Origin of the sequence: Mannheimia varigena, from assembly GCF_013377235.1 — a bacterium.
Lineage (GTDB): Bacteria > Pseudomonadota > Gammaproteobacteria > Enterobacterales > Pasteurellaceae > Mannheimia > Mannheimia varigena.
Map to the genome: position 1 here is coordinate 228,129 of NZ_CP016226.1, position 20,769 is coordinate 248,897.

Annotated in this window: 19 protein-coding genes; 13 read left to right on the forward strand and 6 right to left on the reverse strand. The window is 38.7% G+C overall.

Annotated features, from left to right (window positions below):
* The first annotated feature begins 19 nt into the window (after nt 1-19).
* Complete coding sequence (hisC, locus tag A6B40_RS00970) at nt 20-1,114, forward strand: histidinol-phosphate transaminase (protein WP_176671298.1); 1,095 nt, start codon at nt 20-22, stop codon at nt 1,112-1,114.
* A gap of 43 nt (nt 1,115-1,157) precedes the next feature.
* A complete protein-coding gene (gene aroA, locus A6B40_RS00975; RefSeq protein ID WP_176671299.1) occupies nt 1,158-2,456 on the forward strand; it encodes a 3-phosphoshikimate 1-carboxyvinyltransferase in 1,299 nt (432 codons plus the stop codon).
* 56 nt (nt 2,457-2,512) lie between these two features.
* Here the strand turns inward: aroA and A6B40_RS00980 are convergent, their stop codons facing one another.
* From A6B40_RS00980 to A6B40_RS00990, 3 genes are all read right to left on the reverse strand, one after another.
* Complete coding sequence (locus A6B40_RS00980; RefSeq protein ID WP_025217221.1) at nt 2,513-3,121, reverse strand: TIGR04211 family SH3 domain-containing protein; 609 nt, start codon at nt 3,119-3,121, stop codon at nt 2,513-2,515.
* 63 nt (nt 3,122-3,184) lie between these two features.
* The gene (locus A6B40_RS00985; protein ID WP_025217222.1) at nt 3,185-4,450 is read right to left on the reverse strand and encodes an inorganic phosphate transporter; all 1,266 of its coding nucleotides are present in this window, start codon (nt 4,448-4,450) and stop codon (nt 3,185-3,187) included.
* Nucleotides 4,451-4,458: 8 nt separating this feature from the next.
* Nucleotides 4,459-5,139: a TIGR00153 family protein gene (locus tag A6B40_RS00990; RefSeq protein ID WP_025217223.1), complete on the reverse strand. Its 681-nt coding sequence runs from the start codon at nt 5,137-5,139 to the stop codon at nt 4,459-4,461.
* Nucleotides 5,140-5,436: 297 nt separating this feature from the next.
* Here A6B40_RS00990 and serC point away from each other — a divergent pair, with 297 nt between their 5' ends.
* Nucleotides 5,437-6,519, forward strand: a complete 1,083-nt coding sequence (gene serC / locus A6B40_RS00995) for a 3-phosphoserine/phosphohydroxythreonine transaminase (RefSeq protein ID WP_176671300.1) — start codon at nt 5,437-5,439, stop codon at nt 6,517-6,519.
* Between the two features lie 43 nt (nt 6,520-6,562).
* Here the strand turns inward: serC and A6B40_RS01000 are convergent, their stop codons facing one another.
* Entirely contained in the window at nt 6,563-7,540 is a 978-nt protein-coding gene (locus tag A6B40_RS01000; protein ID WP_025342661.1) for a calcium/sodium antiporter, read from the reverse strand.
* 111 nt (nt 7,541-7,651) lie between these two features.
* On the opposite strand from A6B40_RS01000, the gene glnD reads away from it, so the two are divergent.
* Nucleotides 7,652-10,219, forward strand: coding sequence for a bifunctional uridylyltransferase/uridylyl-removing protein GlnD (glnD, locus tag A6B40_RS01005; protein WP_176671301.1), 2,568 nt, complete (start codon nt 7,652-7,654; stop codon nt 10,217-10,219).
* A gap of 68 nt (nt 10,220-10,287) precedes the next feature.
* Here glnD and A6B40_RS01010 read toward each other — a convergent pair whose 3' ends face one another.
* A complete protein-coding gene (locus A6B40_RS01010; RefSeq protein ID WP_025217227.1) occupies nt 10,288-10,683 on the reverse strand; it encodes a Z-ring associated ZapG family protein in 396 nt (131 codons plus the stop codon).
* A 288-nt stretch (nt 10,684-10,971) separates the two neighbouring features.
* On the opposite strand from A6B40_RS01010, the gene rplM reads away from it, so the two are divergent.
* From rplM to A6B40_RS01045, 7 genes are all read left to right on the forward strand, one after another.
* Nucleotides 10,972-11,400: a 50S ribosomal protein L13 gene (gene rplM, locus A6B40_RS01015; protein ID WP_025217228.1), complete on the forward strand. Its 429-nt coding sequence runs from the start codon at nt 10,972-10,974 to the stop codon at nt 11,398-11,400.
* Nucleotides 11,401-11,415: 15 nt separating this feature from the next.
* A complete protein-coding gene (gene rpsI / locus A6B40_RS01020; RefSeq protein ID WP_025217229.1) occupies nt 11,416-11,811 on the forward strand; it encodes a 30S ribosomal protein S9 in 396 nt (131 codons plus the stop codon).
* Nucleotides 11,812-11,910: 99 nt separating this feature from the next.
* A complete protein-coding gene (gene yaaA, locus A6B40_RS01025; RefSeq protein ID WP_176671302.1) occupies nt 11,911-12,690 on the forward strand; it encodes a peroxide stress protein YaaA in 780 nt (259 codons plus the stop codon).
* Complete coding sequence (locus A6B40_RS01030) at nt 12,683-13,261, forward strand: hypothetical protein (RefSeq protein ID WP_025247648.1); 579 nt, start codon at nt 12,683-12,685, stop codon at nt 13,259-13,261. Before yaaA ends, A6B40_RS01030 begins: the two co-directional genes overlap by 8 nt.
* A complete protein-coding gene (locus A6B40_RS01035; protein WP_025217232.1) occupies nt 13,258-14,163 on the forward strand; it encodes a cation diffusion facilitator family transporter in 906 nt (301 codons plus the stop codon). Before A6B40_RS01030 ends, A6B40_RS01035 begins: the two co-directional genes overlap by 4 nt.
* Nucleotides 14,163-14,918, forward strand: a complete 756-nt coding sequence (locus tag A6B40_RS01040) for a Zn-ribbon-containing protein (protein WP_112110908.1) — start codon at nt 14,163-14,165, stop codon at nt 14,916-14,918. Before A6B40_RS01035 ends, A6B40_RS01040 begins: the two co-directional genes overlap by 1 nt.
* Before the next feature lie 102 nt (nt 14,919-15,020).
* Entirely contained in the window at nt 15,021-16,346 is a 1,326-nt protein-coding gene (locus tag A6B40_RS01045) for an L-cystine transporter (protein WP_176671303.1), read from the forward strand.
* Between the two features lie 53 nt (nt 16,347-16,399).
* Here the strand turns inward: A6B40_RS01045 and A6B40_RS01050 are convergent, their stop codons facing one another.
* Nucleotides 16,400-17,062: an NAD(P)H-dependent oxidoreductase gene (locus tag A6B40_RS01050; RefSeq protein ID WP_025217235.1), complete on the reverse strand. Its 663-nt coding sequence runs from the start codon at nt 17,060-17,062 to the stop codon at nt 16,400-16,402.
* A 225-nt stretch (nt 17,063-17,287) separates the two neighbouring features.
* Between A6B40_RS01050 and pheS the strand changes: the two genes are divergently transcribed.
* Together pheS and pheT are read left to right on the forward strand one after the other, a co-directional pair.
* Complete coding sequence (pheS, locus tag A6B40_RS01055; protein WP_025217236.1) at nt 17,288-18,271, forward strand: phenylalanine--tRNA ligase subunit alpha; 984 nt, start codon at nt 17,288-17,290, stop codon at nt 18,269-18,271.
* Between the two features lie 59 nt (nt 18,272-18,330).
* A complete protein-coding gene (pheT, locus tag A6B40_RS01060; protein WP_176671304.1) occupies nt 18,331-20,718 on the forward strand; it encodes a phenylalanine--tRNA ligase subunit beta in 2,388 nt (795 codons plus the stop codon).
* Nucleotides 20,719-20,769 lie beyond the last annotated feature (51 nt).

Genomic DNA, 20,769 nt, shown 5'->3' on the forward strand with positions numbered 1-20,769 from the left:
AAGAAAAACAGAGGTTATTATGCAATTTTTCAACATCGTCAATGAAGGGGTGAAATCGCTTTCTCCTTATCAAGCAGGCAAGCCTATCGAAGAATTAGAACGTGAATTGGGTATCCAAAATATCATCAAATTGGCTTCAAATGAAAACCCGTTTGGTTTTCCTGAAAGTGCTAAACAAGCTATTATTAACCAACTTGATGATTTAACGCGTTACCCTGATTCAAACGGTTTTGAACTAAAATCAACGATCGCTAAGAAATTCAACCTGCAGTCAAATCAAATTACTTTAGGTAATGGTTCAAATGATTTATTAGAGCTATTTGCTCATACTTTTGCCTGCGATAAAGATGAAATTATCTATTCTCAATATGCGTTTATTGTTTACCCGCTGGTTACAAAAGCAATTAATGCCGTTGCTTGTGAAATTCCCGCTAAAAATTGGGGGCACGATCTAGAAGGCTTTTTAGCAGCAATCAACGAAAAAACCAAGCTAATTTTTATTGCAAATCCAAATAACCCAACAGGTAATTTCTTGTCGCAAGCTGAAATTGAAGCCTTCTTAGCAAAAGTGCCAAGTAATGTTATTGTGGTGCTAGATGAGGCTTATACCGAATTTACGGCTGCAGAGGAAAGAATTGATTCTTTCGGCTTACTAGCAAAATACCCGAATTTAATTGTTTCGCGCTCACTTTCTAAAGCCTATGGTCTAGCTGGGCTTCGTATTGGTTATGCAGTGTCAAATCCTGAAATTGCGGACTTATTAAATCGTGTTCGCCAACCGTTCAACTGCAACAGCCTTGCATTAGCTTCTGCGATTGCTGTAATGAATGATGATGATTTTGTTCAGAAAGTCGCAAAAAATAACTGCCTGGAGATGGCTCGATATGAGGCATTTTGCCAAGCAAACGGATTAGACTATATTCCGTCTAAGGGCAATTTCATCACTATCGATTTTAAACGCCCTGCTGCTCCCATTTATGAAGCATTATTGCGTGAAGGTGTAATTGTTCGCCCCATTGCAGGTTACGGAATGCCAAATCACTTGCGTGTGAGTATTGGTCTGCCCGAAGAAAATGACAGATTCTTTACCGCATTATTGAAAGTATTGGTTTAACAAGCGGTCTCTTTTTATCAAATTTTTACAAAAATAGAAACAAATGGAAAAATTAACATTAAACCCAATTTCCCGAGTAGAAGGGGAAATTAACTTACCTGGTTCAAAAAGCCTCTCTAACCGTGCATTATTACTGGCAGCATTAGCTAAAGGCACAACACGGGTTACCAATTTATTAGATAGCAATGATATTCGTCACATGCTTAATGCGTTAAAATCCCTAGGTGTGAATTATAAGCTTTCAGAAGATAAAACTGTTTGTGAAGTACAAGGTATTGGTGGGGCTTTTCAAGCTCAAAATGGTTTATCGCTCTTTTTAGGGAATGCAGGTACGGCAATGCGACCATTAGCCGCGGCATTGTGTTTAAAAGGCAAGAACAAGGCTCAAATTATTTTGACAGGCGAGCCTCGAATGAAAGAACGCCCGATCAAGCATTTAGTTGATGCGTTACGCCAAGTTGGAGCAGAAGTAGAATATTTAGGAAATGAGGGCTATCCGCCGCTTGCTATTACAAATAGTGGTTTAACCGGTGGTAAAGTGAAAATTGATGGCTCGATTTCCAGCCAGTTCTTAACCGCATTATTGATGTCTGCACCGTTAGCTGAAAATGATATGGAAATTGAAATTATTGGTGATCTGGTATCAAAACCTTATATTGATATTACGCTATCAATGATGAAGGATTTTGGGGTAACCGTTGAAAACCGTGATTACCACATATTTTCAGTAAAAGGCAATCAAACCTATATCGCACCACAAGATAATTATCTAGTGGAAGGTGATGCATCCTCTGCTTCTTATTTCTTAGCTGCAGGTGCGATTAAAGGTAATGTGAAAGTAACGGGTATTGGTAAAAAATCAATACAAGGTGACCGCTTGTTTGCTGATGTATTAGAGGCAATGGGGGCAAAAATTACTTGGGGTGAAGATTTTATTCAAGCAGAGCAAGCACCGTTAAAAGGTGTGGATATGGATATGAACCATATTCCTGATGCGGCAATGACGATTGCAACAACGGCTCTTTTTGCAGAAGGTGAAACGGTTATTCGTAATATCTACAACTGGCGAGTTAAAGAAACTGACCGTTTGACGGCAATGGCAACAGAGTTGCGTAAAATTGGAGTAACTGTTGAAGAAGGGGAAGATTTTATCCGCATTCAACCGCTTGCATTAGACAAATTCCAACACGCAGAAATTGAAACCTATAACGATCACCGAATGGCAATGTGTTTTTCATTGATTGCGTTGTCTAATACACCAGTCACAATTTTAGATCCGAACTGTACAGCAAAAACCTTCCCGACCTATTTTACTGAGTTAGATAAATTATCGGTAAGATAGAAATGAAAAAAGGATTTAGTTTTAGGCTAAATCCTTTTTTTTATATTCTAGTTTTACTAAGCCCAGCCACCACTATTACGTTTTCGGCGAGGGATTAAGAATGGAACAAGTAAGCCTAGTAGTAAACCAGCCCCTAAAACAGCACCACCGTAGATAAACCATTGAATCACAATTTCACGTTTTTCAGAATCGTGCATCGTTTCTAAATCACGGTTCTTATTTTTTAAGATTTCAAGCTCACGTTTTAATTGCGCATTTTCTTCTACTAAATCACTGCTTTTTTGAACGGCATCTTGTGTTCTACGCTGCATTTCTGCAGTGCGTTGCTGCCATTCAGTATCAATTTTGCTTAGGCGATTGGTTAAGTCTTGAACCTGTTGATTTAATTGAGGAATAAGCTCTTTAGGACTTGCAGTATCGCTTAAGTCAGAATTTAATACCCAACCTTCACGGTTTCGGCTATCTTTAATCAGACTATATCGTTCCCTTTTATCTAATATCGTTACTTTTTCTCCTGCTTGGATGGCGCCAGAAATTTTAAAGTTATCTCCAGCACCTTTACGCATATAAGTGTTTAGATTTTCGCTGATATATTGGGTTTGAGCTTGTGTGGAAAGTGAAGTTCCAAGAATTAAGCCTGTAAGCAAATAAACGATTTTTTTCATAAAACTCCTTACAATCTAAAATAGAAAGGGGTAAGCAGAGTTACCCCCATAAGAGTAAGTGGATTAATTAAAAATCGCACTCAAAATGTAGTAAATGATAATTGCAAGTATTGCACCTGCAGGAAGAGTAATAATCCAAGATGCAATAATATTACGGATTACACCAAGGTTAAGTGCTGCTATACCACGCGCAAATGCAACACCTATTACTGCGCCAACTAGAGTTTGTGTTGTTGAAATTGGAAGACCAGTACCTGATGCAATTACAACGGTGATTGAACAAGCAAATTGAGCAGCAAAACCACGGCTTGGGGTTAAATCTGTAATACCGGTACCAATAGTTCCCATAACTTTATGCCCCATCACGGCAAGGCCAACCGCAATACCTATTGCACCTAAAGGCAATACCCAAGGCGCCATAACGGTTTTACCCTCAATAACGCCACCGTGGTCAACAATAGATACTACGGCAGCTAAAGGCCCGATTGCATTGGCTACATCATTTGAACCGTGAGCGAACGCCATTGCACAAGCAGTAATTAGCATTAAGATACTAAATACTTTCTCAACACCACTGAATGCAGATTGGTCCTTTAGGCTAGCTTTGAAAGCATTACTACGAAGATAGAAGATACAGATAATGGCACAGATTAAAGAAATGATTGCAGAAAGGATGGTAGTTTGCAGACCACTTAGATCTAAACCAACGTGTTTTAAACCTTTTTCTAGAGTTACGATACAGATAATGAATACCGTTAATGCAGTATAGTAAGGTGCATATTTTGCTGCATTTTTCATTGGTGCATCGGTATCAAAAATAATTTTCTGTGTAGAAGTGAAAATAAAATAAGCTACCACACCAGCAATGAAAGGTGTAATGAACCAGCTACCAACAATACCACCAAATTGTCCCCATTGTACTGCTTCCATACCTACAGATACGATAGCAAAACCTACAATAGCACCGATAATTGAGTGAGTAGTTGAAACAGGCCAGCCTTTTTGAGATGCGACAACTAACCAAATACCTGCAGCAAATAGAGCAGACATCATACCAATTACAAGAACTTCAGGGCGACTTGTAAAGTTTTCTGTTGCAATAATACCGCTTTTGATTGTTTCTGCTACTTCACCACCTGCAAGGTAAGCGCCAAAAAATTCGAACACTAACGCAATATAAACTGCTTGTTTAGCAGTAATAGTGCCTGAACCTACAGAAGTTCCCATTGCATTAGCTACGTCATTAGCACCGATACCGAATGCCATAATAAAGCCAAATATGGCAGTAATAACAATAATAATAAAGCCGTAGTTATTAATCAGTTCCATTTGATCTCCTATGACTTCGCTAACATCAATTCAATACGAGAACCGATACGTTGAGCTTGGTCAGCTAAAATGCTGATACGTTCGATACATTTATATAAAAACATTACATCAATCGGGTTAAGCGTATTTTCTAACCCAAGTAATGTATGGCGTAAGGTAATTTGGTATTGATCGGTATCATCTTCGATTTGGTCGAGTTCAAGGATCATTTTATTGACAAAGTCAAGCTCTCTGCCTCTAAAGCCTGTTTCTAATAATTGATCCATCTCATCTAATACTTTGCGAACTTGACGACAAGCATCGATACTACGAGAAAGGAATTTTTTGAAAAGAGGTTGCATTTCAGCTGGAATAACCAATTTACGACCAATAATGCGGCCTGAAATATCTCTTGAATAGTTTGCTAATTTATCTAACTGAGTTACCAATTCTAATAAATCTGTTCTTTCAACAGGCATAAATAAGCCTCGAGGAAGTTTTAGACGGATTTCACGTTTTAATGAGTCGGCACGACGTTCTAAATCAACGATTTTACCACGAACTTCAGCAGCTTTTTCCCAGTTATGTTCAAAAGTTGCATCAAAGAAAGATTCTAATAATTCGCTACATTCAGTCACTTTGTTTGAGTGCTTTTGTAACGGCTTAAGTGGGGATTGGGCGAATAAACCTAAAATGTTATTCAATGCCATAAAATATCTCCATATTGATAATATTTAGGATAACTTCTAATTTGAAGTCGTGCGTATTTTACTTGATGTATCCAGAAAGATCACGATGTAAAGTGCATTTTTTAGACAAGCGGTTTGATTTATATAATTTTTTACAAAAAGAATAGAAAATTAACCGCTTGTAATATATTGTTACAGTGAATATTTCTCCGATTATATTAATTTTGTTTTAGGAAAATAAATTTTTCAGTTTTACTCTAGTATTGAACAATTTTTCGGATAGAATATAACCATTATTTTTAATACAAGAGGTGAAAAATGGGAGAGGTTTATAACTTCAGTGCAGGTCCGGCAATGATGCCGAAAAAAGTGTTAGAGAAAGCACAGCAAGAATTATTAAATTGGTTAGATCAAGGCACTTCGGTAATGGAAGTGAGCCATCGTGGCAAATTATTTATGGAGCTGGCGGCTCAGTCTGAAGCGGATTTACGTAAACTTTATAACGTGCCAGAAAATTACCGCATTCTCTTTTTGCAAGGTGGAGCAAGAGGGCAATTTGCTGCGATTCCAATGAATTTGATGGGCCAAAAAGGCAAAGCTCTTTATTTAAATTCAGGGCATTGGTCGGCAACTGCTGCGAAAGAAGCCCGTAATTTCACTGAAATTGATGAAATTAATATTTTAGAGACTGACCCACAATTAAAAGTAAAGCGCTTAGATTTTAGCGATATTGCTGAGCAATATGATTATGTACATTATTGCACAAACGAAACTATTAGCGGTGTTGAAATTGTTGATATTCCGAATGTAGGTAACACGCCATTAGTTGCAGATATGTCATCAAATATTTTGTCTCGTGGCATTGATATCAGCAAATTTGGTGTGATTTATGCAGGGGCTCAGAAAAATTTAGGCCCGGCAGGAATTACTATCGTGATTATTCGTGATGACTTAATTGGTAACGCTCGTAAAGATACGCCTTCTATTTGGAATTATGCGGTTCAGCGTGATGCGGATTCAATGATTAATACGCCACCTACTTTTGCTTGGTATTTGTGTTCATTAGTATTCAAACACTTACTGGCAGAAGGTGGATTAAAAGCTACAGAAGAGCATAACTTAGCAAAAGCAGCATTGTTATATGATTATTTAGATAGCTCAAAATTCTATTACAATACAGTTGCAAAAGAAAACCGCTCATTGATGAATGTAACCTTTACCACGGGTAATGATGAATTAAATGCAAAATTTGTAAGTGAAGCGACTGCTTGTGGCTTACAAGCCTTGAAAGGACATAAAGTGTTAGGTGGAATGCGTGCTTCAATTTATAACGCAATGCCAATTGAAGGGGTTAAAGCATTAATTGAATTTATGAAAGAATTTGAACAACGTAATGCTTAAATAGAAAGATTAAGAGCCACATTTGTGGCTCTTTTAGTTTATATCAGATAGCAGTTTTAAACAGATAGAAGTTATAACCCACATAAGCTGCAAAAAGGATAAATCCTTCTAAGCGATTAATTCTTCCACCTTCCGGTCGGCGATATATATTCAAGCCAAACACAAAAATTAAGAAGGTTAGAACAGACATAATAACAATATCACGAGAGAATACTTCAGCTGTTACTTGCATTGGCTTAATAGCACCTGCAATACCTACTACTGCAAGAGTATTAAATAAGTTAGAACCGATGATATTGCCTAAGGCTAAATCAACCTCGCCTTTACGAGCAGCAGCAATAGATGAAGCTAATTCAGGTAACGATGTGCCCACTGCTACGATGGTTAAACCAATCACCAAATCACTCACACCAAAGAATTTCGCTACTTCAACCGCACCCCAAACTAAGAATTGTGAGCTAACCACTAATAGCACTAAGCCAATAATCAACCATAAAATGGATTTACCTAAGCTCATTTCTGAACTCTCGGCTAATTCTGCATCAACATCAATAGCTAGCGCATCATTTTTACTTCTCATTGCCGTAACCACTGTCCAGGTCATATAAGCTGCAAATACGGCAAGTAAAATGATTGCATCAAGTTGAGTTACATTAGCATCATACACTAAATAAGCAGAAAGTAAGGTTACTGCCATTAAAATCGGTAACTCTTTTTTCAACACATCAGAATTTACCATTAACGGTTTAATGATTGCGGTTAAACCTAAAATAAGAGCGATATTGGTAATGTTTGAGCCATACGCATTACCGAGTGCAATGCCGGGTGAGCCACTTAATGCAGACGAGGCGGAAACAATCATCTCAGGTGCTGACGTACCAAAGCCAATTACCACAATCCCAATTAAAAGTGGTGTCATACCAAAATGTTTAGCCGTAGAGGCTGCACCTTCAACAAAACGGTCTGCACTCCAAACTAACACTATTAAACCGCCGATAATAGCGGCAAGAGCAAGAGTCATAAATTATCCTTCTTATTAAAAAATGAGATTGCATTATAGCTTGTTGCCTAAAAATAAATATAGGCAAAGCAAAATAAATCGCCTATTATTTTGAAAATTTTGGATGAATGAATGATGAATAATAGTAACGAATTAAAAACGCTTTTAGCTAAATTCACGGAAAAGCAGAAAGCCGCGTTTTCAACTACTGATGTGCTTGAATTGCTCGCTGAGCGTAGCCATTTTTATGACGATATTCTGCATACTCTTTGGCAAGCATTTGGGCTAGAAAATCGAGAAGATATGGCTTTATTAGCTGTTGGTGGTTATGGGCGAGAGGAAATGTTTCCGCTTTCCGATCTGGATATTTTAGTGCTATCTGAAAAGCCGTTAGACGAACCAACGCAACAAGTGCTGAATACATTATTTAATTTGCTATGGGATAGCAAATTACAACTAGGAACAAGTGTTCGAACGCTTGATGAATGTATTGCTATCGGTAAAGCCGAAATTTCAGTTGCTACCAATATGCTGGAGGGGCGTTTTTTATTCGGCAATCATCAGCTCTGGATTAGGTTAAAAGAGGCAATATATCAGCCAGATTTCTGGGAAATTAAGGCGTTTTTCAATGCAAAAATAGACGAAAAAAACGCCCGTTACGCACGCTATCACAATACGAGTTACAACCTTGAGCCTGATCTTAAACATAGCCCTGGTGGGTTGCGAGATCTGAATTTGATCTCTTGGATTATGCTACGCCAATACGGTGTGCATTCATTCTTAGACTTATTGAATAAAGGCTTACTCTATTTCGAAGAGTACAAAGAATTAACGGCAGCACAAGCGGTACTTTTTCGTATGCGTTTTGCACTTCATTTGCAACTTAAACGTTACGATAACCGCTTGAGATTTGATAGACAGCTACAATTAAGCGAATTTTTAGGTTATAAAGGCGAAGGCAATCAAGCAGTTGAAATGATGATGCGAGATTACTTTCAAGCTACAAAATCTATTTCTCAACTAAGCCAATTACTGCTTAGTAGCTTCGAGCAAGCGCATTTGTTGAATTTGCAAAAAATGGGTGAAAAACAACCGCTTGATCTGCATTTTTATCAGCAAAATCAGATGATATTTATTGAAGAACGTCGTATTTTCAAATATCAGCCAACGGCAGTGTTAGATTTATTCTTTCATCTTACTCACTTTCCGCAACTGAATGCGAGTGCGGATACGTTAAGGCAACTACGTTTATCTCTCCAGCAACAAGAGCAGCCACTTTGCGACAACAAGGAAATGCGAGAAAAATTTATTCAGCTTTTTTTTCAACCTAAAGTTGTTTCTAGAGCGATTTTACCAATGCACCAACTGGGCTTTTTAAACGCCTATTTACCGCAATGGAAAGGGGTTGAAGGCTTAATGCAGTTTGATCTGTTCCATATTTATACGGTAGATGAACATACTATCCGTGTGATGTTAAATTTGGAAAACTTTACTGAAAAGGCTCAGCAGCCTCTTTTCCCTCTCTGTTATAGCTTATTTTCGCAATTATCCGATAATCATGCCTTGATTTATCTTGCTGCACTTTTTCACGATATTGCAAAGGGCAGAGAAGGCGAACACGCCAAAGTTGGGGCGGAAGATATGCGTGAGTTTGCTAAATTACACGGTTTCAATCAAGAGCAAACTGATTATATGGCGTGGTTGGTAGAAGAACATTTGACGATGTCGATAACTGCTCAACGGCGTGATATTCACGACCCTGAAGTTGTGCGTGCATTTGCAAAAAAAGTGAGAAATCCGACCGCTTTATCTTCACTACTTTGTTTAACAGTTGCTGATATTTGTGCAACTAGTGAAAGTTTGTGGAACGATTGGAAAGCCTCTCTATTTACTCAGCTCTACCAGTTTACATTACAGCAATTAGCTGAAAATTTAGACTATGAAATGGTAGCAAAAGAGAATCGCCTACAAGCATTGGAACTAATGAAGTTTGTACTTTCTGCTGATGAAAGAAAACGATTAGTGGCTTTTTGGCAACCTTGTCCACAGGGCTATTTTTTACGCCATAAACCAACGCAACTGGTATGGCATGCATTAAGTTATATTAAAAATCAAAAATTGCCGATGGTTTTGGTAAGCAATGAATACGCACGAGGTGGCACAGAAATTTTCATTTGCTGCCAAGATCAGCCGCAACTGTTTGCTCGCATTGCACATTTGCTTAGTCAAAAGAAAATCAGTATTCACGATGCTCAAATTATTACCACGGAAAATGGCTTGGTGCTAGACAGTTTTATCGTAACTGAACGTAATGGGGAAGATTTAACCGATGAAAGAAGCCGGCAAATTCAGCAATCTTTAATAAAAATGTTAGAAATGCCGAATAATCAAGCTAAATTTATTAAAAAGCCTGTTAAACATGCTTCATTTAAACGTAAAACAAGGGTACGTTTTCTCCCTCAATCGCCAAAGCAGCAAACTGAATTTGAGTTGTTTACGCTAGATAGAGAAGGATTATTGGCTCAAATTGGTTATATTTTTAATCGATTAAACTTGAATTTGCTGAATGCGAAAATTACGACTATTGGCGAGAGAGTAGAGGATTTCTTTGTAGTAAGTAATGCTGAAGGAAAAGCACTTTCGAAGCAAGAGCAGCTTCAGCTTCAAGAAACAATAATGAGAGAGCTAGATAGTGAATAGCTCTAGAGAGCAAATAGCAAAAACCGCTTGTAATTCATCATTACAAGCGGTTATTTTTTCATAAAATTTTACGATTTTAGTAAGCCTGATGAACCTTCGGAATAATCTCTTGGCTGACCTTCTTCTGTTTTTTCTGGTTGCACAGGTAATTTAGCTTGTTGGAAAAACTCGATATTTTTAGCATTTTCTGGTAACAATTTTTCAGAACTTTGAGCTAAATGAGCGTACAGTTTCTTATAATCTGTCGCTAAGGTAGAGAGTAACTGAGCTGATTGTTCAAAATGCTGTTCAAGCTGTTGTTTTTGTTCGTCAACTTGTGTTTTAGCCTGTTTCAGCTCTCGTTCCAATTCGTGCTGCTTTCTGACATTGCTATGGAAAACTCTTACTAAAGTACAACCTACAATTGTACCTACAATAAAGGCAGCAGCAATGGCTGCCCAAACATCACTTGTCCATTGTTCCATCATAAACTCCTTTGTCTTGCGTGAATTTATGTGATATTTTTAACATTTCAGACTTTATTTGAAAAGCTCCAAATGATTAAAATGTGATGTAGGTTCAATTTTAAAGAATAAGTCTAAAAAATATTAGATTTTTGACTAAAAAGTCTGTATAATTTTGCCACCCTGTTTTGCTTGGTTTTCCCGCCAAGCAGTTTGGTCAGAATTGACTCGAAGGGGTTAGATTCTACCGTCATAGGTAATTCCTGTTTAGGAATTGGGTTATAAACTTTAAATTTTGGTATTTAATTAATGAAAACTTTTGTAGCAAAACCAGAAACAGTACAACGTGACTGGTATGTAGTAGATGCGACAGGTAAAACTTTAGGTCGTTTAGCTACTGAATTAGCACGCCGTTTACGCGGTAAACATAAAGCTGAATATACTCCGCACGTTGATACAGGTGATTACATCATCGTTATCAATGCAGAGAAAGTAGCAGTAACTGGCAAAAAAGAAACTGATAAAATCTACTACTGGCACACTGGCTACGTAGGTGGTATCAAAGATGCAACCTTCAAAGAAATGATTGCACGTCGTCCAGAAGCAGTGATCGAGATCGCAGTTAAAGGTATGTTACCTAAAGGTCCTTTAGGTCGTGAAATGTTCCGTAAATTAAAAGTTTACGCAGGTAACGAACATAACCACGCTGCACAACAACCACAAGTTTTAGACATCTAATCACGGAGCAGAAAAATGACAGCAGCAAATCAAAACTACGGCACAGGTCGCCGCAAAAGCTCTTCAGCTCGTGTATTTATCAAACCGGGCAGTGGTAACATTACCATCAACCAACGTTCTTTAGAGGTTTACTTCGGTCGTGAAACTTCACGTATGATCGTACGTCAACCATTAGAATTAGTTGAGTTAACAGATAAATTAGACCTATACATCACTGTAACTGGTGGTGGTATTTCTGGTCAAGCAGGTGCGATCCGTCACGGTATCACGCGTGCATTAATGGAATACGATGAAACTCTACGCCCAGCATTACGTGCTGCAGGCTTCGTTACTCGTGACGCACGTCGCGTTGAACGTAAAAAAGTGGGTTTACACAAAGCACGTCGTCGTCCGCAATACTCAAAACGTTAATTTTATTTTCGTTTTCAAGAAAAAGGCAGGGTTTCCTGCCTTTTCTGTTTTTACCTGTATGCTAAAATAGCCATCATTTCATTTCAAACAGAGATCATTATGTTAGCCATTATTTCCCCAGCCAAAACCCTTGATTTTGAAGGCAAAATTGACGGATTTGCATTTTCTCAGCCAAATTTGACCGCTTACAGCCAAGAGCTAATTGATGTTTGCAAACAACTTTCGCCTGCGGAAGTAGGGAGTCTAATGTCGATTAGCGATAAACTGGCAGCTCTTAACGTGGTACGTTTTGCCGAATGGCAACTTGAACATAACGAACAAAATGCAAAAGCGGCAATTTTTGCCTTTAAAGGTGATGTTTATACAGGGCTAGATGCAGAAACGCTAAATAAAGAACAAATTGAATACGCCCAAAATCATTTGCGTATGCTCTCAGGCTTATACGGTTTATTAAAACCGTTAGATTTAATGCAGCCGTACCGCTTAGAAATGGGAACAAAATTAGCTAATTCAAAAGGCAAAGATCTGTACGCATTTTGGGGAAATACTATTACTGAAAACTTACAAAAAGCGATTGACGAACAAGGCGATGATATTTTAGTTAATCTTGCTTCTGATGAATATTATGGAGCAGTTAAGTCTCAAAATCTAAATGCAACAATCATCAAGCCGGTTTTTTTAGATGAGAAAAACGGTAAATATAAAGTGATCAGCTTCTATGCGAAAAAAGCAAGGGGAATGATGGTTCGCTTTATGTTAGAGACTCAACCAACTAAAATGGAGCAACTCAAACAGTTTAACTACGGTGGTTATTGGTTTGATGAGGAAAGTTCAACCGCAACAGAGTTGGTATTCAAGCGAGAAGAACAAAATGATTAAGCGTTTATTTAGCGGGAGAATGTTATTCGCCCCTACTATTTTGATTATGGTAGGTTGTGCTAGCCAAAGCTCGCAATTTGCGGTGCCAGAAAAAGTGGATTTTCAAGGGCAAATCTATACTAAAGTAACAGCCAATCAGCTTGATGAAATGCAGCATTTACTTTATTTGCCAGAAATCGGAACGAAAAATCCTGAAAATTGGGATAAAGGCATTCTATTTTTCTTAGATAAAAACAGCAAAAACCAAACGTTAGAGCAGAGAGCCGTTTTTCGTCAATCCAGTTTTGCTAAACAACAAGATGTGATTGCGAATTTTAAAATTAAACAAAATGAACTCCAAAGTAGCGTAATCTATCCACCAACAGAACGTTTTAATAATGTAATGCTAGAAGTAACGCGTGGGCGTAATTTGGATTGTGGGTATGGGCAGATCCAATTTTCAGATAAAAGATCGTTAAATAAAACAGAACTTGCAAAAAAATCGAAAAATTTGACCGCTTACAACCAAGCAATAGCACAACTTGCTTTTGAATTTAATCAACTTGCTTGGTTAGTTGAATGTAGAAAATGACAGAAAATTATAACAAATTAGTGAAACGAGCCGCCAATTTTGCGATTATTGTTGCGGTTTCACTTATCCTTATTAAAGCCTTTGCCTGGTGGCAAACAGGCTCGATTTCCATTTTAGCAGCAATGACGGATTCGGTTGTAGATCTGTTCGCCTCTCTTACTAATATTTTAGTGCTACGTTTTGCATTGCAACCTGCCGATGATAATCACGCCTTCGGACACGGTAAAGCTGAATCTTTAGCTGCACTGGCTCAAAGTGCCTTTATTTCTGGTTCGGCGGCGTTCTTGCTATTACAAGGCTTCCATAAACTAACAAATCCAGGATTAATTAATCAGTCCCATATCGGGGTAATTGTGAGTATTGTCTCCATTATGGCGACGGCGATTTTAGTGTTATACCAACGTTATGTGGTAGAAATTACTCAAAGTCCTGCCATTGAGGCTGATTCTCTGCACTACCAAACCGATTTATTTATGAATGCGGCGATTTTGGTAGCAATGTTACTTAACGGAGCAGGTTTTATTTATGCAGATGCGATTTTTGCTATCGGTATTGCTCTTTATATCGCCTTCAATGCGGTAAAAATGTTTTGGGAAGCGGTACAAACCTTACTCGATAAATCATTACCCGATGAAGAGATTGAGCAAATTAAAGAAATTGCCTCTCATCACCCAAATATTTTAGGTATTCACGATATTCAAACTCGCCGAGCAGGGGCAGTACGTTTTATCCAACTGCATTTGGAGTTAGATGATCATTTAACACTATTGGTGGCTCACGATATTACCGATAGCCTTGAGCAGAAATTGTTAGAAGCTTTTCCAATGTCAAAAGTGATTATTCATCAAGAACCGACCACAGTGGTTAAGCAAGAATTTCAAGATATGGCAGAGAATATTTAATGTATCAAGTTATCGTTCATTTTAGTTATCAACATTTTGAACAAGACCCTGTCACGTTAATTGGGCAGGTTTTAAATCAGTGGCTATATAATGGGCAAGTTATCGGCAGAGAAATGCCGATAACCTTTCATCAAACAGAATTTCAAGCCAGAGTTTGCACACCAGAGCAAGATAGTTTATTGCCAGCTAATAGCAGTGATGAAGTAAATGAAGCACTATTACAAGCGGTCGAAAATGGTGTAACTTTTACTAGTTTTGAAATTGTTGGTCGTGATTATCAAGGCGAGGAAACGAGCCATAGTAAACAACCTAAATTCCAAATTCTATACACAACGCATCTAGATACCTGTTCACCACTTTATGATGGCGAGCAATTTGCCCCTATTCCGCTTTATCGTTTGAAAGATCAAGTGTTGAGTGAAGCATTATTAGATTGGCAGCAGAATTGGCAAGCGTGTGATCTCTTGCAAATGAAAGGAGCTATTTTAGAAGAAAGTGCGTTAATGCAGATCTCGGATAATAGAAGTGAATTGGCAATATCCGGCTTAGATTTATGCAAACAAGTGGAAGAAAAAACGCAGATTCCAACTTTTTATTATCTCTATCGCTTAGGTACCGATGAAATGGAAGAACACAATAGGAAATGTCCATCTTGTAATGGCGAGTGGAAGTTGGCATCTCCATTACACGATATTTTTCATTTTAAATGCGATCATTGCCGTTTAATTTCTAACCTTAGCTGGGAGTTGTTATAACTTTTTATTATATTAAAGTAATAAATGATCTTTTAAAAATGCTGCAAACATAATAGGCTTGCGGTATTTTTTTATTATACAGACTTATTTTTAGGAGGCTCTGTGCTTATTTTAAATTTAGCGGTTTTTGTCGCTATTTTATTTTTATTAGCAAGAATTTATAAATCTACGCAAAAACTAGGACAAACCGTATTTATCGGGTTAGTTTTAGGTCTTGCAAGCGGTGTGATTTTACAAACTTTTTACGAAAAGCCGATTATTGATTCAACTTTAGATTGGATTAACTTAGTCGGTAATGGCTATGTACGTTTATTACAAATGATCGTAATGCCGCTTGTCTTTGTTTCAATTCTATCTGCAATTACTCGCTTAAAAGAGGCGGGAGCATTAGGCAAAATCAGTTTTGGTGTGTTGTCAGTATTATTAGTTACTACAGCAATTTCTGCAGTTATCGGCATTGCTTTGGTTTATCTATTCGATCTTTCAGCAGAAGGGTTAGTAGCCGGCACACGTGAAATTGCCGCACAAGAAAAAGTCGTTGGACGAGCAGAGCAAGTGAGTAACTTATCTGTACCGGCAATGTTACTTTCTTTTATTCCAAGAAATCCGTTCTTAGAATTAACGGGAGCAAATCCAACATCAATCATTAGCGTGGTTATTTTTTCTGCCTTATTAGGTTTTGCTGCATTAAGTTTAGGGAAAGAAGATAGAGATTTAGGTGAGCGTATTGCTCTAGGTGTAGAGACCCTAAATAAATTAGTGATGCGTTTAGTTCGTTTTGTTATTCGTCTAACGCCTTACGGTGTGTTTGCATTAATGATCAAAATGGCAGCAACTTCGCAATGGAGCGATATCGTAAATTTAGGCAGTTTTATTGTTGCTTCTTACATCGCAATGGCATTAATGTTTGTAGTACACGGTATTTTGCTGTTCGTAGCTAAAGTAAATCCTTTAGATTATTACAAAAAAGTATTACCAACCCTCAGTTTTGCCTTTACTTCTCGTTCAAGTGCGGCAACGATCCCGCTGAATATTGAAACGCAAACGAACAAACTAGGCAATCACAGTGTAATTGCAAACTTTGCGGCCACTTTTGGTGCAACTATTGGGCAAAATGGCTGTGCGGGAATTTATCCTGCGATGTTAGCGGTAATGATTGCACCAACAGTCGGCGTTGATCCCTTTAGTTTAAATTACATTTTAACGCTGATTTTAGTGGTAGCGATTTCTTCATTTGGGATTGCTGGTGTTGGTGGCGGAGCAACATTTGCCGCGATTGTAGTATTATCAACCTTAAACTTACCAATTGAATTAGTGGGATTATTAATTTCTGTTGAACCTCTTATTGATATGGGACGTACCGCATTAAATGTAAACGGTGCAATGGTGGCAGGCACAATTACCAATAAATGGGTAAAACCTGAATAAAATAGATAAAAAAGGGCGATTCTATCGCCCTTTTTTATGGATTTCAGTATAAATTATTCAATCCACTCAATCACTTCTTCGGTTGATTTGCGTGATTTTTTCTTAATATCTTTGTTACGATAACCAAAGGTTACCATACACGAAATACCATATTCATTAAGATCAAATAAGCCTTCATCTGCTAAAATTTGATTGACTTTATCATAATGGAACCCTTCAATCGGACAAGAGTCAATACCGATTAAAGCCGCCCCTGTCATCATATTGCCTAACGCGATATAGGTTTGTTTGGTGCTCCAGTCAAATAAGGTACGCTCATTTTCGAGCAATTTCATATCGTCTTCTTGGAACGATTTGTAGCGAGCGATTGCGGCCTCAATTTGTTCGTCCGTTAAACCACGTTTCACCAAGTTTTCACGCATATAGGCAGAATCGTAACGCACGTTTTTACGAGTTAGAATAATGACTAAATGGCTCATTTCTTCCATTGGGTGTTTAATTCCCCACGTAAAAGGAGCGATTTTGCTACGAATTTCAGGGTTTTGAAGCACCAAAAACTTCCACGGCTCAGAACCAACGGAACTTGGTGAAAGACGCCCCAATTCCAAAATGTAATCCATATCTTCTTTGCTGATTTGTTTGCTGGTGTCGTAATGGCGGCACGCCGAGCGGAAATTAAAAGCGTCTAAAACTTGTTGTTTCGTAATGTTAAACATAGCGTTTCCTTTTAGATTGAGGTGAATATTTGGCGTAATCATACCCTTATTTTTCAGAGAATGCTAATTTCGTTCACAAACGGTCTGTTTTTCAATTTTTCTGCGAAATTTAACCGCTTTCTTTACCTTAAAAATCAACAATTTAGCACAGCCTTTCATTTACTTTTGTTTGCTAAAGTATTATTATTTCGGTAATTTTCATCAGTAAAAATTTTAGAGGATAGAATGCAGAACTTAGAGAGTTTGGTTGCACAAGCCGTTGAAGCAGTAAATGCAGCAAACGATGTCGCCGCATTAGAAGCGTTAAAAGTAGAATATTTCGGCAAAAAAGGACATTTCACTGCCTTAATGCAAGGTTTGCGTGATGTGCCGGCAGAAGAGCGTCCGGCAGTGGGTCAGAAAATTAATGATGCCAAACAGATTGCCCAAGAAGCATTAAATGCGAAAAAAGAGACCTTAGAAGCGGCAGAATTAAATGCCAAATTAGCGAATGAAAGCATTGACGTTTCATTGCCGGGGCGTAAAACCGAATTAGGTGGTTTGCACCCGGTTTCTATCACCATTGAGCGTGTGGTGAAATTCTTCTCTGAGTTAGGTTTTACGGTGGCAAACGGCCCGGAAATCGAGACCGATTACTACAACTTTGATGCGTTAAATATTCCTGCCCATCACCCAGCTCGTGCCGATCACGACACCTTCTGGTTTGATGCAAAACGTTTGTTGAGAACCCAAACTTCCGGCGTACAAATCCGTACGATGGAAAATGTTAAACCACCAATCCGCATTGTGGCTCCGGGGCGTGTATATCGTAATGATTACGACCAAACCCATACACCAATGTTCCACCAAATCGAACTGCTTTATGTGGATAAAAAAGCAAACTTTACTGAGTTAAAAGGGTTGATCCACGATTTCTTAAAAGCGTTCTTTGAAGAAGACTTACAAGTGCGTTTCCGTCCATCATTCTTCCCATTCACCGAGCCTTCGGCGGAAGTGGATGTAATGCGTCAAAACGGCAAATGGTTAGAAGTGTTAGGCTGCGGAATGGTTCACCCGAATGTGTTGCGTAACGTGGGCATCGATCCTGAAGAGTACAGCGGCTTTGCGGTTGGTATGGGAGTCGAGCGTTTAACAATGTTACGCTACAATGTAACGGATTTGCGTTCATTCTTCGAAAATGACTTACGTTTCTTAAAACAATTTAAATAATTGAGCCGATACAAGCGGTGAAAAATAAGAAAAAATTTGCAAATTAAAGGATAAATATAATGAAATTCAATGAATCTTGGTTGCGTGAATGGGTAAACCCGGCGATTAGTACTGAACAGCTTTGCAACCAAATCACAATGTTAGGTTTAGAAGTCGATGATGTAGAACCGGTTGCCGGAGCTTTCTCTGGCGTAGTCGTGGGTGAAGTGATGGAATGTGCTCAACACCCTGATGCGGATAAATTGCGTGTAACTAAAGTAAATGTAGGCGGTGATCGTTTATTAGACATCGTGTGCGGTGCACCAAACTGTCGTCAAGGATTGAAAGTCGCTTGTGCGGTGGACGGTGCAGTTTTACCGGGCGATTTCAAAATCAAGAAAACCAAATTGCGCGGTCAGCCGTCAGAGGGAATGCTTTGTTCTTATTCAGAATTAGGTATTAAAGAAGATCATAGCGGCATTATTGAATTGCCTGCGGACGCTCCAATCGGTCAAGATTTCCGTGACTATTTGAATTTAAACGATGTGGCGATTGAAATCAGCCTCACCCCAAACCGTGCAGACTGTTTAAGCATTGCCGGTATTGCTCGTGAAGTGGGCGTGATTAACCAAGCAGATGTTAAAGCTCCAACAATTACCCCTGTTTCTGCTACGATTTCAGACAAAGTGGCGGTTGAGCTGAAAGCTCCAGAGGCTTGCCCACGTTATTTAGCTCGTGTAGTGAAAAACGTGAATGTGAAAGCGGCTTCGCCATTATGGTTACAAGAAAAATTACGCCGTTGTGGTATTCGCTCAATTGACCCGATTGTCGATATTACCAACCTCAGTTTATTAGAACTTGGTCAGCCAATGCACGCTTTTGATGCAGCAAAAATTGAAGGCGGTATTCAAGTGCGTATGGCAAAAGAGGGCGAAGAGTTGGTGTTATTAGATGGCACTACAGCGAAATTGCAGTCAAATACGCTGGTAATTGCTGATAGCAAAGGTGCATTGGCAATGGCTGGGATCTTCGGCGGTGAAGCAAGTGGCGTGAGTGAAAACACCAAAGATGTGGTGTTAGAAGCTGCATTTTTTGCACCGCTTGCGATTACAGGCAGAGCCCGTCAATACGGCTTACACACCGATGCCTCACACCGTTTCGAACGTGGTGTTGATCCTGAATTAACCCGTCAAGCAATGGAACGTGCAACCGCACTATTAATTGAGATTTGTGGTGGTGAGGCAGGTGAAATTGTGGAAGCGGTGAGCGAAGTAAATTTACCAAAACGCAATACTGTCACGCTACGCCGTAGCAAATTAGATTCTGTTATCGGTCATCACATTGAAGATGCTACGGTGACAGACATTTTAACTCGCTTAGGTTTAAAAGTGACTTTTGCAAATGATACTTGGACGGCGGTTGCCCCAAGCTGGCGTTTCGATATTGAAATTGAAGAAGATTTAATCGAAGAAGTGGCTCGTATCTACGGCTATAACAGCATTCCAAATAATTCGCCACTTGCTCATTTAACGATGAAAGGCACGCCTGAAAAATTGTTGGAAGCTAACCGCATTCGTATGGCGTTGGTGGATAGCGATTATCAAGAAGTGGTGACTTATAGCTTCGTTGATCCAAAAACGCAACAGCTATTGCACCCTCAACAAGAGGCATTAATTTTACCAAATCCGATTTCAAGCGAAATGTCAGCAATGCGTCTTTCGCTATTAACCGGTTTATTGGATACCATTGTTTACAACCAAAGCCGTCAGCAAAATCGTGTACGTATTTTTGAGTCTGGTTTACGTTTTATCCCAGATAACAATGCGGAATCAGGTGTTCGCCAAGAGTTAGTCTTTGGTGCGGCAATTGTTGGTGATAAACGGCCGGTTCATTGGGAAAATAAATCAGAAGCAGCTGATTTCTTCGATTTGAAAGGCGATATTGAACGAGTGCTTTCATTAACCGCAGTTCGCAATGATCTCCAATTTGTGGCGAAACAATTCCCGGCATTACACCCGGGGCAATCTGCAGCGATTATGTTAGATGGTAAAGAGATCGGTTTTATCGGTACGGTTCACCCATCTATCGTGCAAAAACTCGGCATTAAAGGCAAACCAATCGTATGTGAAATTTTAGCTTCTGCAATTGCAGAGCGTCCTGTTGCACAAGCGGGTGAAATTTCTCGTTTCCCTGCAAATAACCGTGATATTGCGGTAGTGGTTGATGAAACGGTTCCAGCTGGTGAAGTGCTAGAAGTTTGCAGCCAAGCAGCTGGTAGTAAATTAGTGGCATTAAACTTATTCGATGTTTATCGAGGTGCAAATTTAGCTGAAGGTAAGAAAAGTTTAGCGATTAGTTTAACCGTTCAGGATAAAGAAAAAACCTTAGAAGAAAGTGAAATCAATGCTGTTATTCAAGCAGTATTAGCTGAATTGGCGACACGTTTCAATGCGGTACTTCGTGATTAATTATCAAATAAAATATGGCTGATGTTATATCAGCCATAAAAATAAATAAGG

Excerpts from the sequence above, each read along its gene's own strand:
- hisC (WP_176671298.1), top strand. The coding sequence starts at position 20 with ATGCAATTTTTCAACATCGTCAATGAAGGGGTGAAATCGCTTTCTCCT.
- aroA (WP_176671299.1), top strand. The coding sequence starts at position 1,158 with ATGGAAAAATTAACATTAAACCCAATTTCCCGAGTAGAAGGGGAAATT.
- A6B40_RS00980 (WP_025217221.1), bottom strand. The coding sequence starts at position 3,121 with ATGAAAAAAATCGTTTATTTGCTTACAGGCTTAATTCTTGGAACTTCA.
- A6B40_RS00985 (WP_025217222.1), bottom strand. The coding sequence starts at position 4,450 with ATGGAACTGATTAATAACTACGGCTTTATTATTATTGTTATTACTGCC.
- A6B40_RS00990 (WP_025217223.1), bottom strand. The coding sequence starts at position 5,139 with ATGGCATTGAATAACATTTTAGGTTTATTCGCCCAATCCCCACTTAAG.
- serC (WP_176671300.1), top strand. The coding sequence starts at position 5,437 with ATGGGAGAGGTTTATAACTTCAGTGCAGGTCCGGCAATGATGCCGAAA.
- A6B40_RS01000 (WP_025342661.1), bottom strand. The coding sequence starts at position 7,540 with ATGACTCTTGCTCTTGCCGCTATTATCGGCGGTTTAATAGTGTTAGTT.
- glnD (WP_176671301.1), top strand. The coding sequence starts at position 7,652 with ATGATGAATAATAGTAACGAATTAAAAACGCTTTTAGCTAAATTCACG.
- A6B40_RS01010 (WP_025217227.1), bottom strand. The coding sequence starts at position 10,683 with ATGGAACAATGGACAAGTGATGTTTGGGCAGCCATTGCTGCTGCCTTT.
- rplM (WP_025217228.1), top strand. The coding sequence starts at position 10,972 with ATGAAAACTTTTGTAGCAAAACCAGAAACAGTACAACGTGACTGGTAT.
- rpsI (WP_025217229.1), top strand. The coding sequence starts at position 11,416 with ATGACAGCAGCAAATCAAAACTACGGCACAGGTCGCCGCAAAAGCTCT.
- yaaA (WP_176671302.1), top strand. The coding sequence starts at position 11,911 with ATGTTAGCCATTATTTCCCCAGCCAAAACCCTTGATTTTGAAGGCAAA.
- A6B40_RS01030 (WP_025247648.1), top strand. The coding sequence starts at position 12,683 with ATGATTAAGCGTTTATTTAGCGGGAGAATGTTATTCGCCCCTACTATT.
- A6B40_RS01035 (WP_025217232.1), top strand. The coding sequence starts at position 13,258 with ATGACAGAAAATTATAACAAATTAGTGAAACGAGCCGCCAATTTTGCG.
- A6B40_RS01040 (WP_112110908.1), top strand. The coding sequence starts at position 14,163 with ATGTATCAAGTTATCGTTCATTTTAGTTATCAACATTTTGAACAAGAC.
- A6B40_RS01050 (WP_025217235.1), bottom strand. The coding sequence starts at position 17,062 with ATGTTTAACATTACGAAACAACAAGTTTTAGACGCTTTTAATTTCCGC.
- pheS (WP_025217236.1), top strand. The coding sequence starts at position 17,288 with ATGCAGAACTTAGAGAGTTTGGTTGCACAAGCCGTTGAAGCAGTAAAT.
- pheT (WP_176671304.1), top strand. The coding sequence starts at position 18,331 with ATGAAATTCAATGAATCTTGGTTGCGTGAATGGGTAAACCCGGCGATT.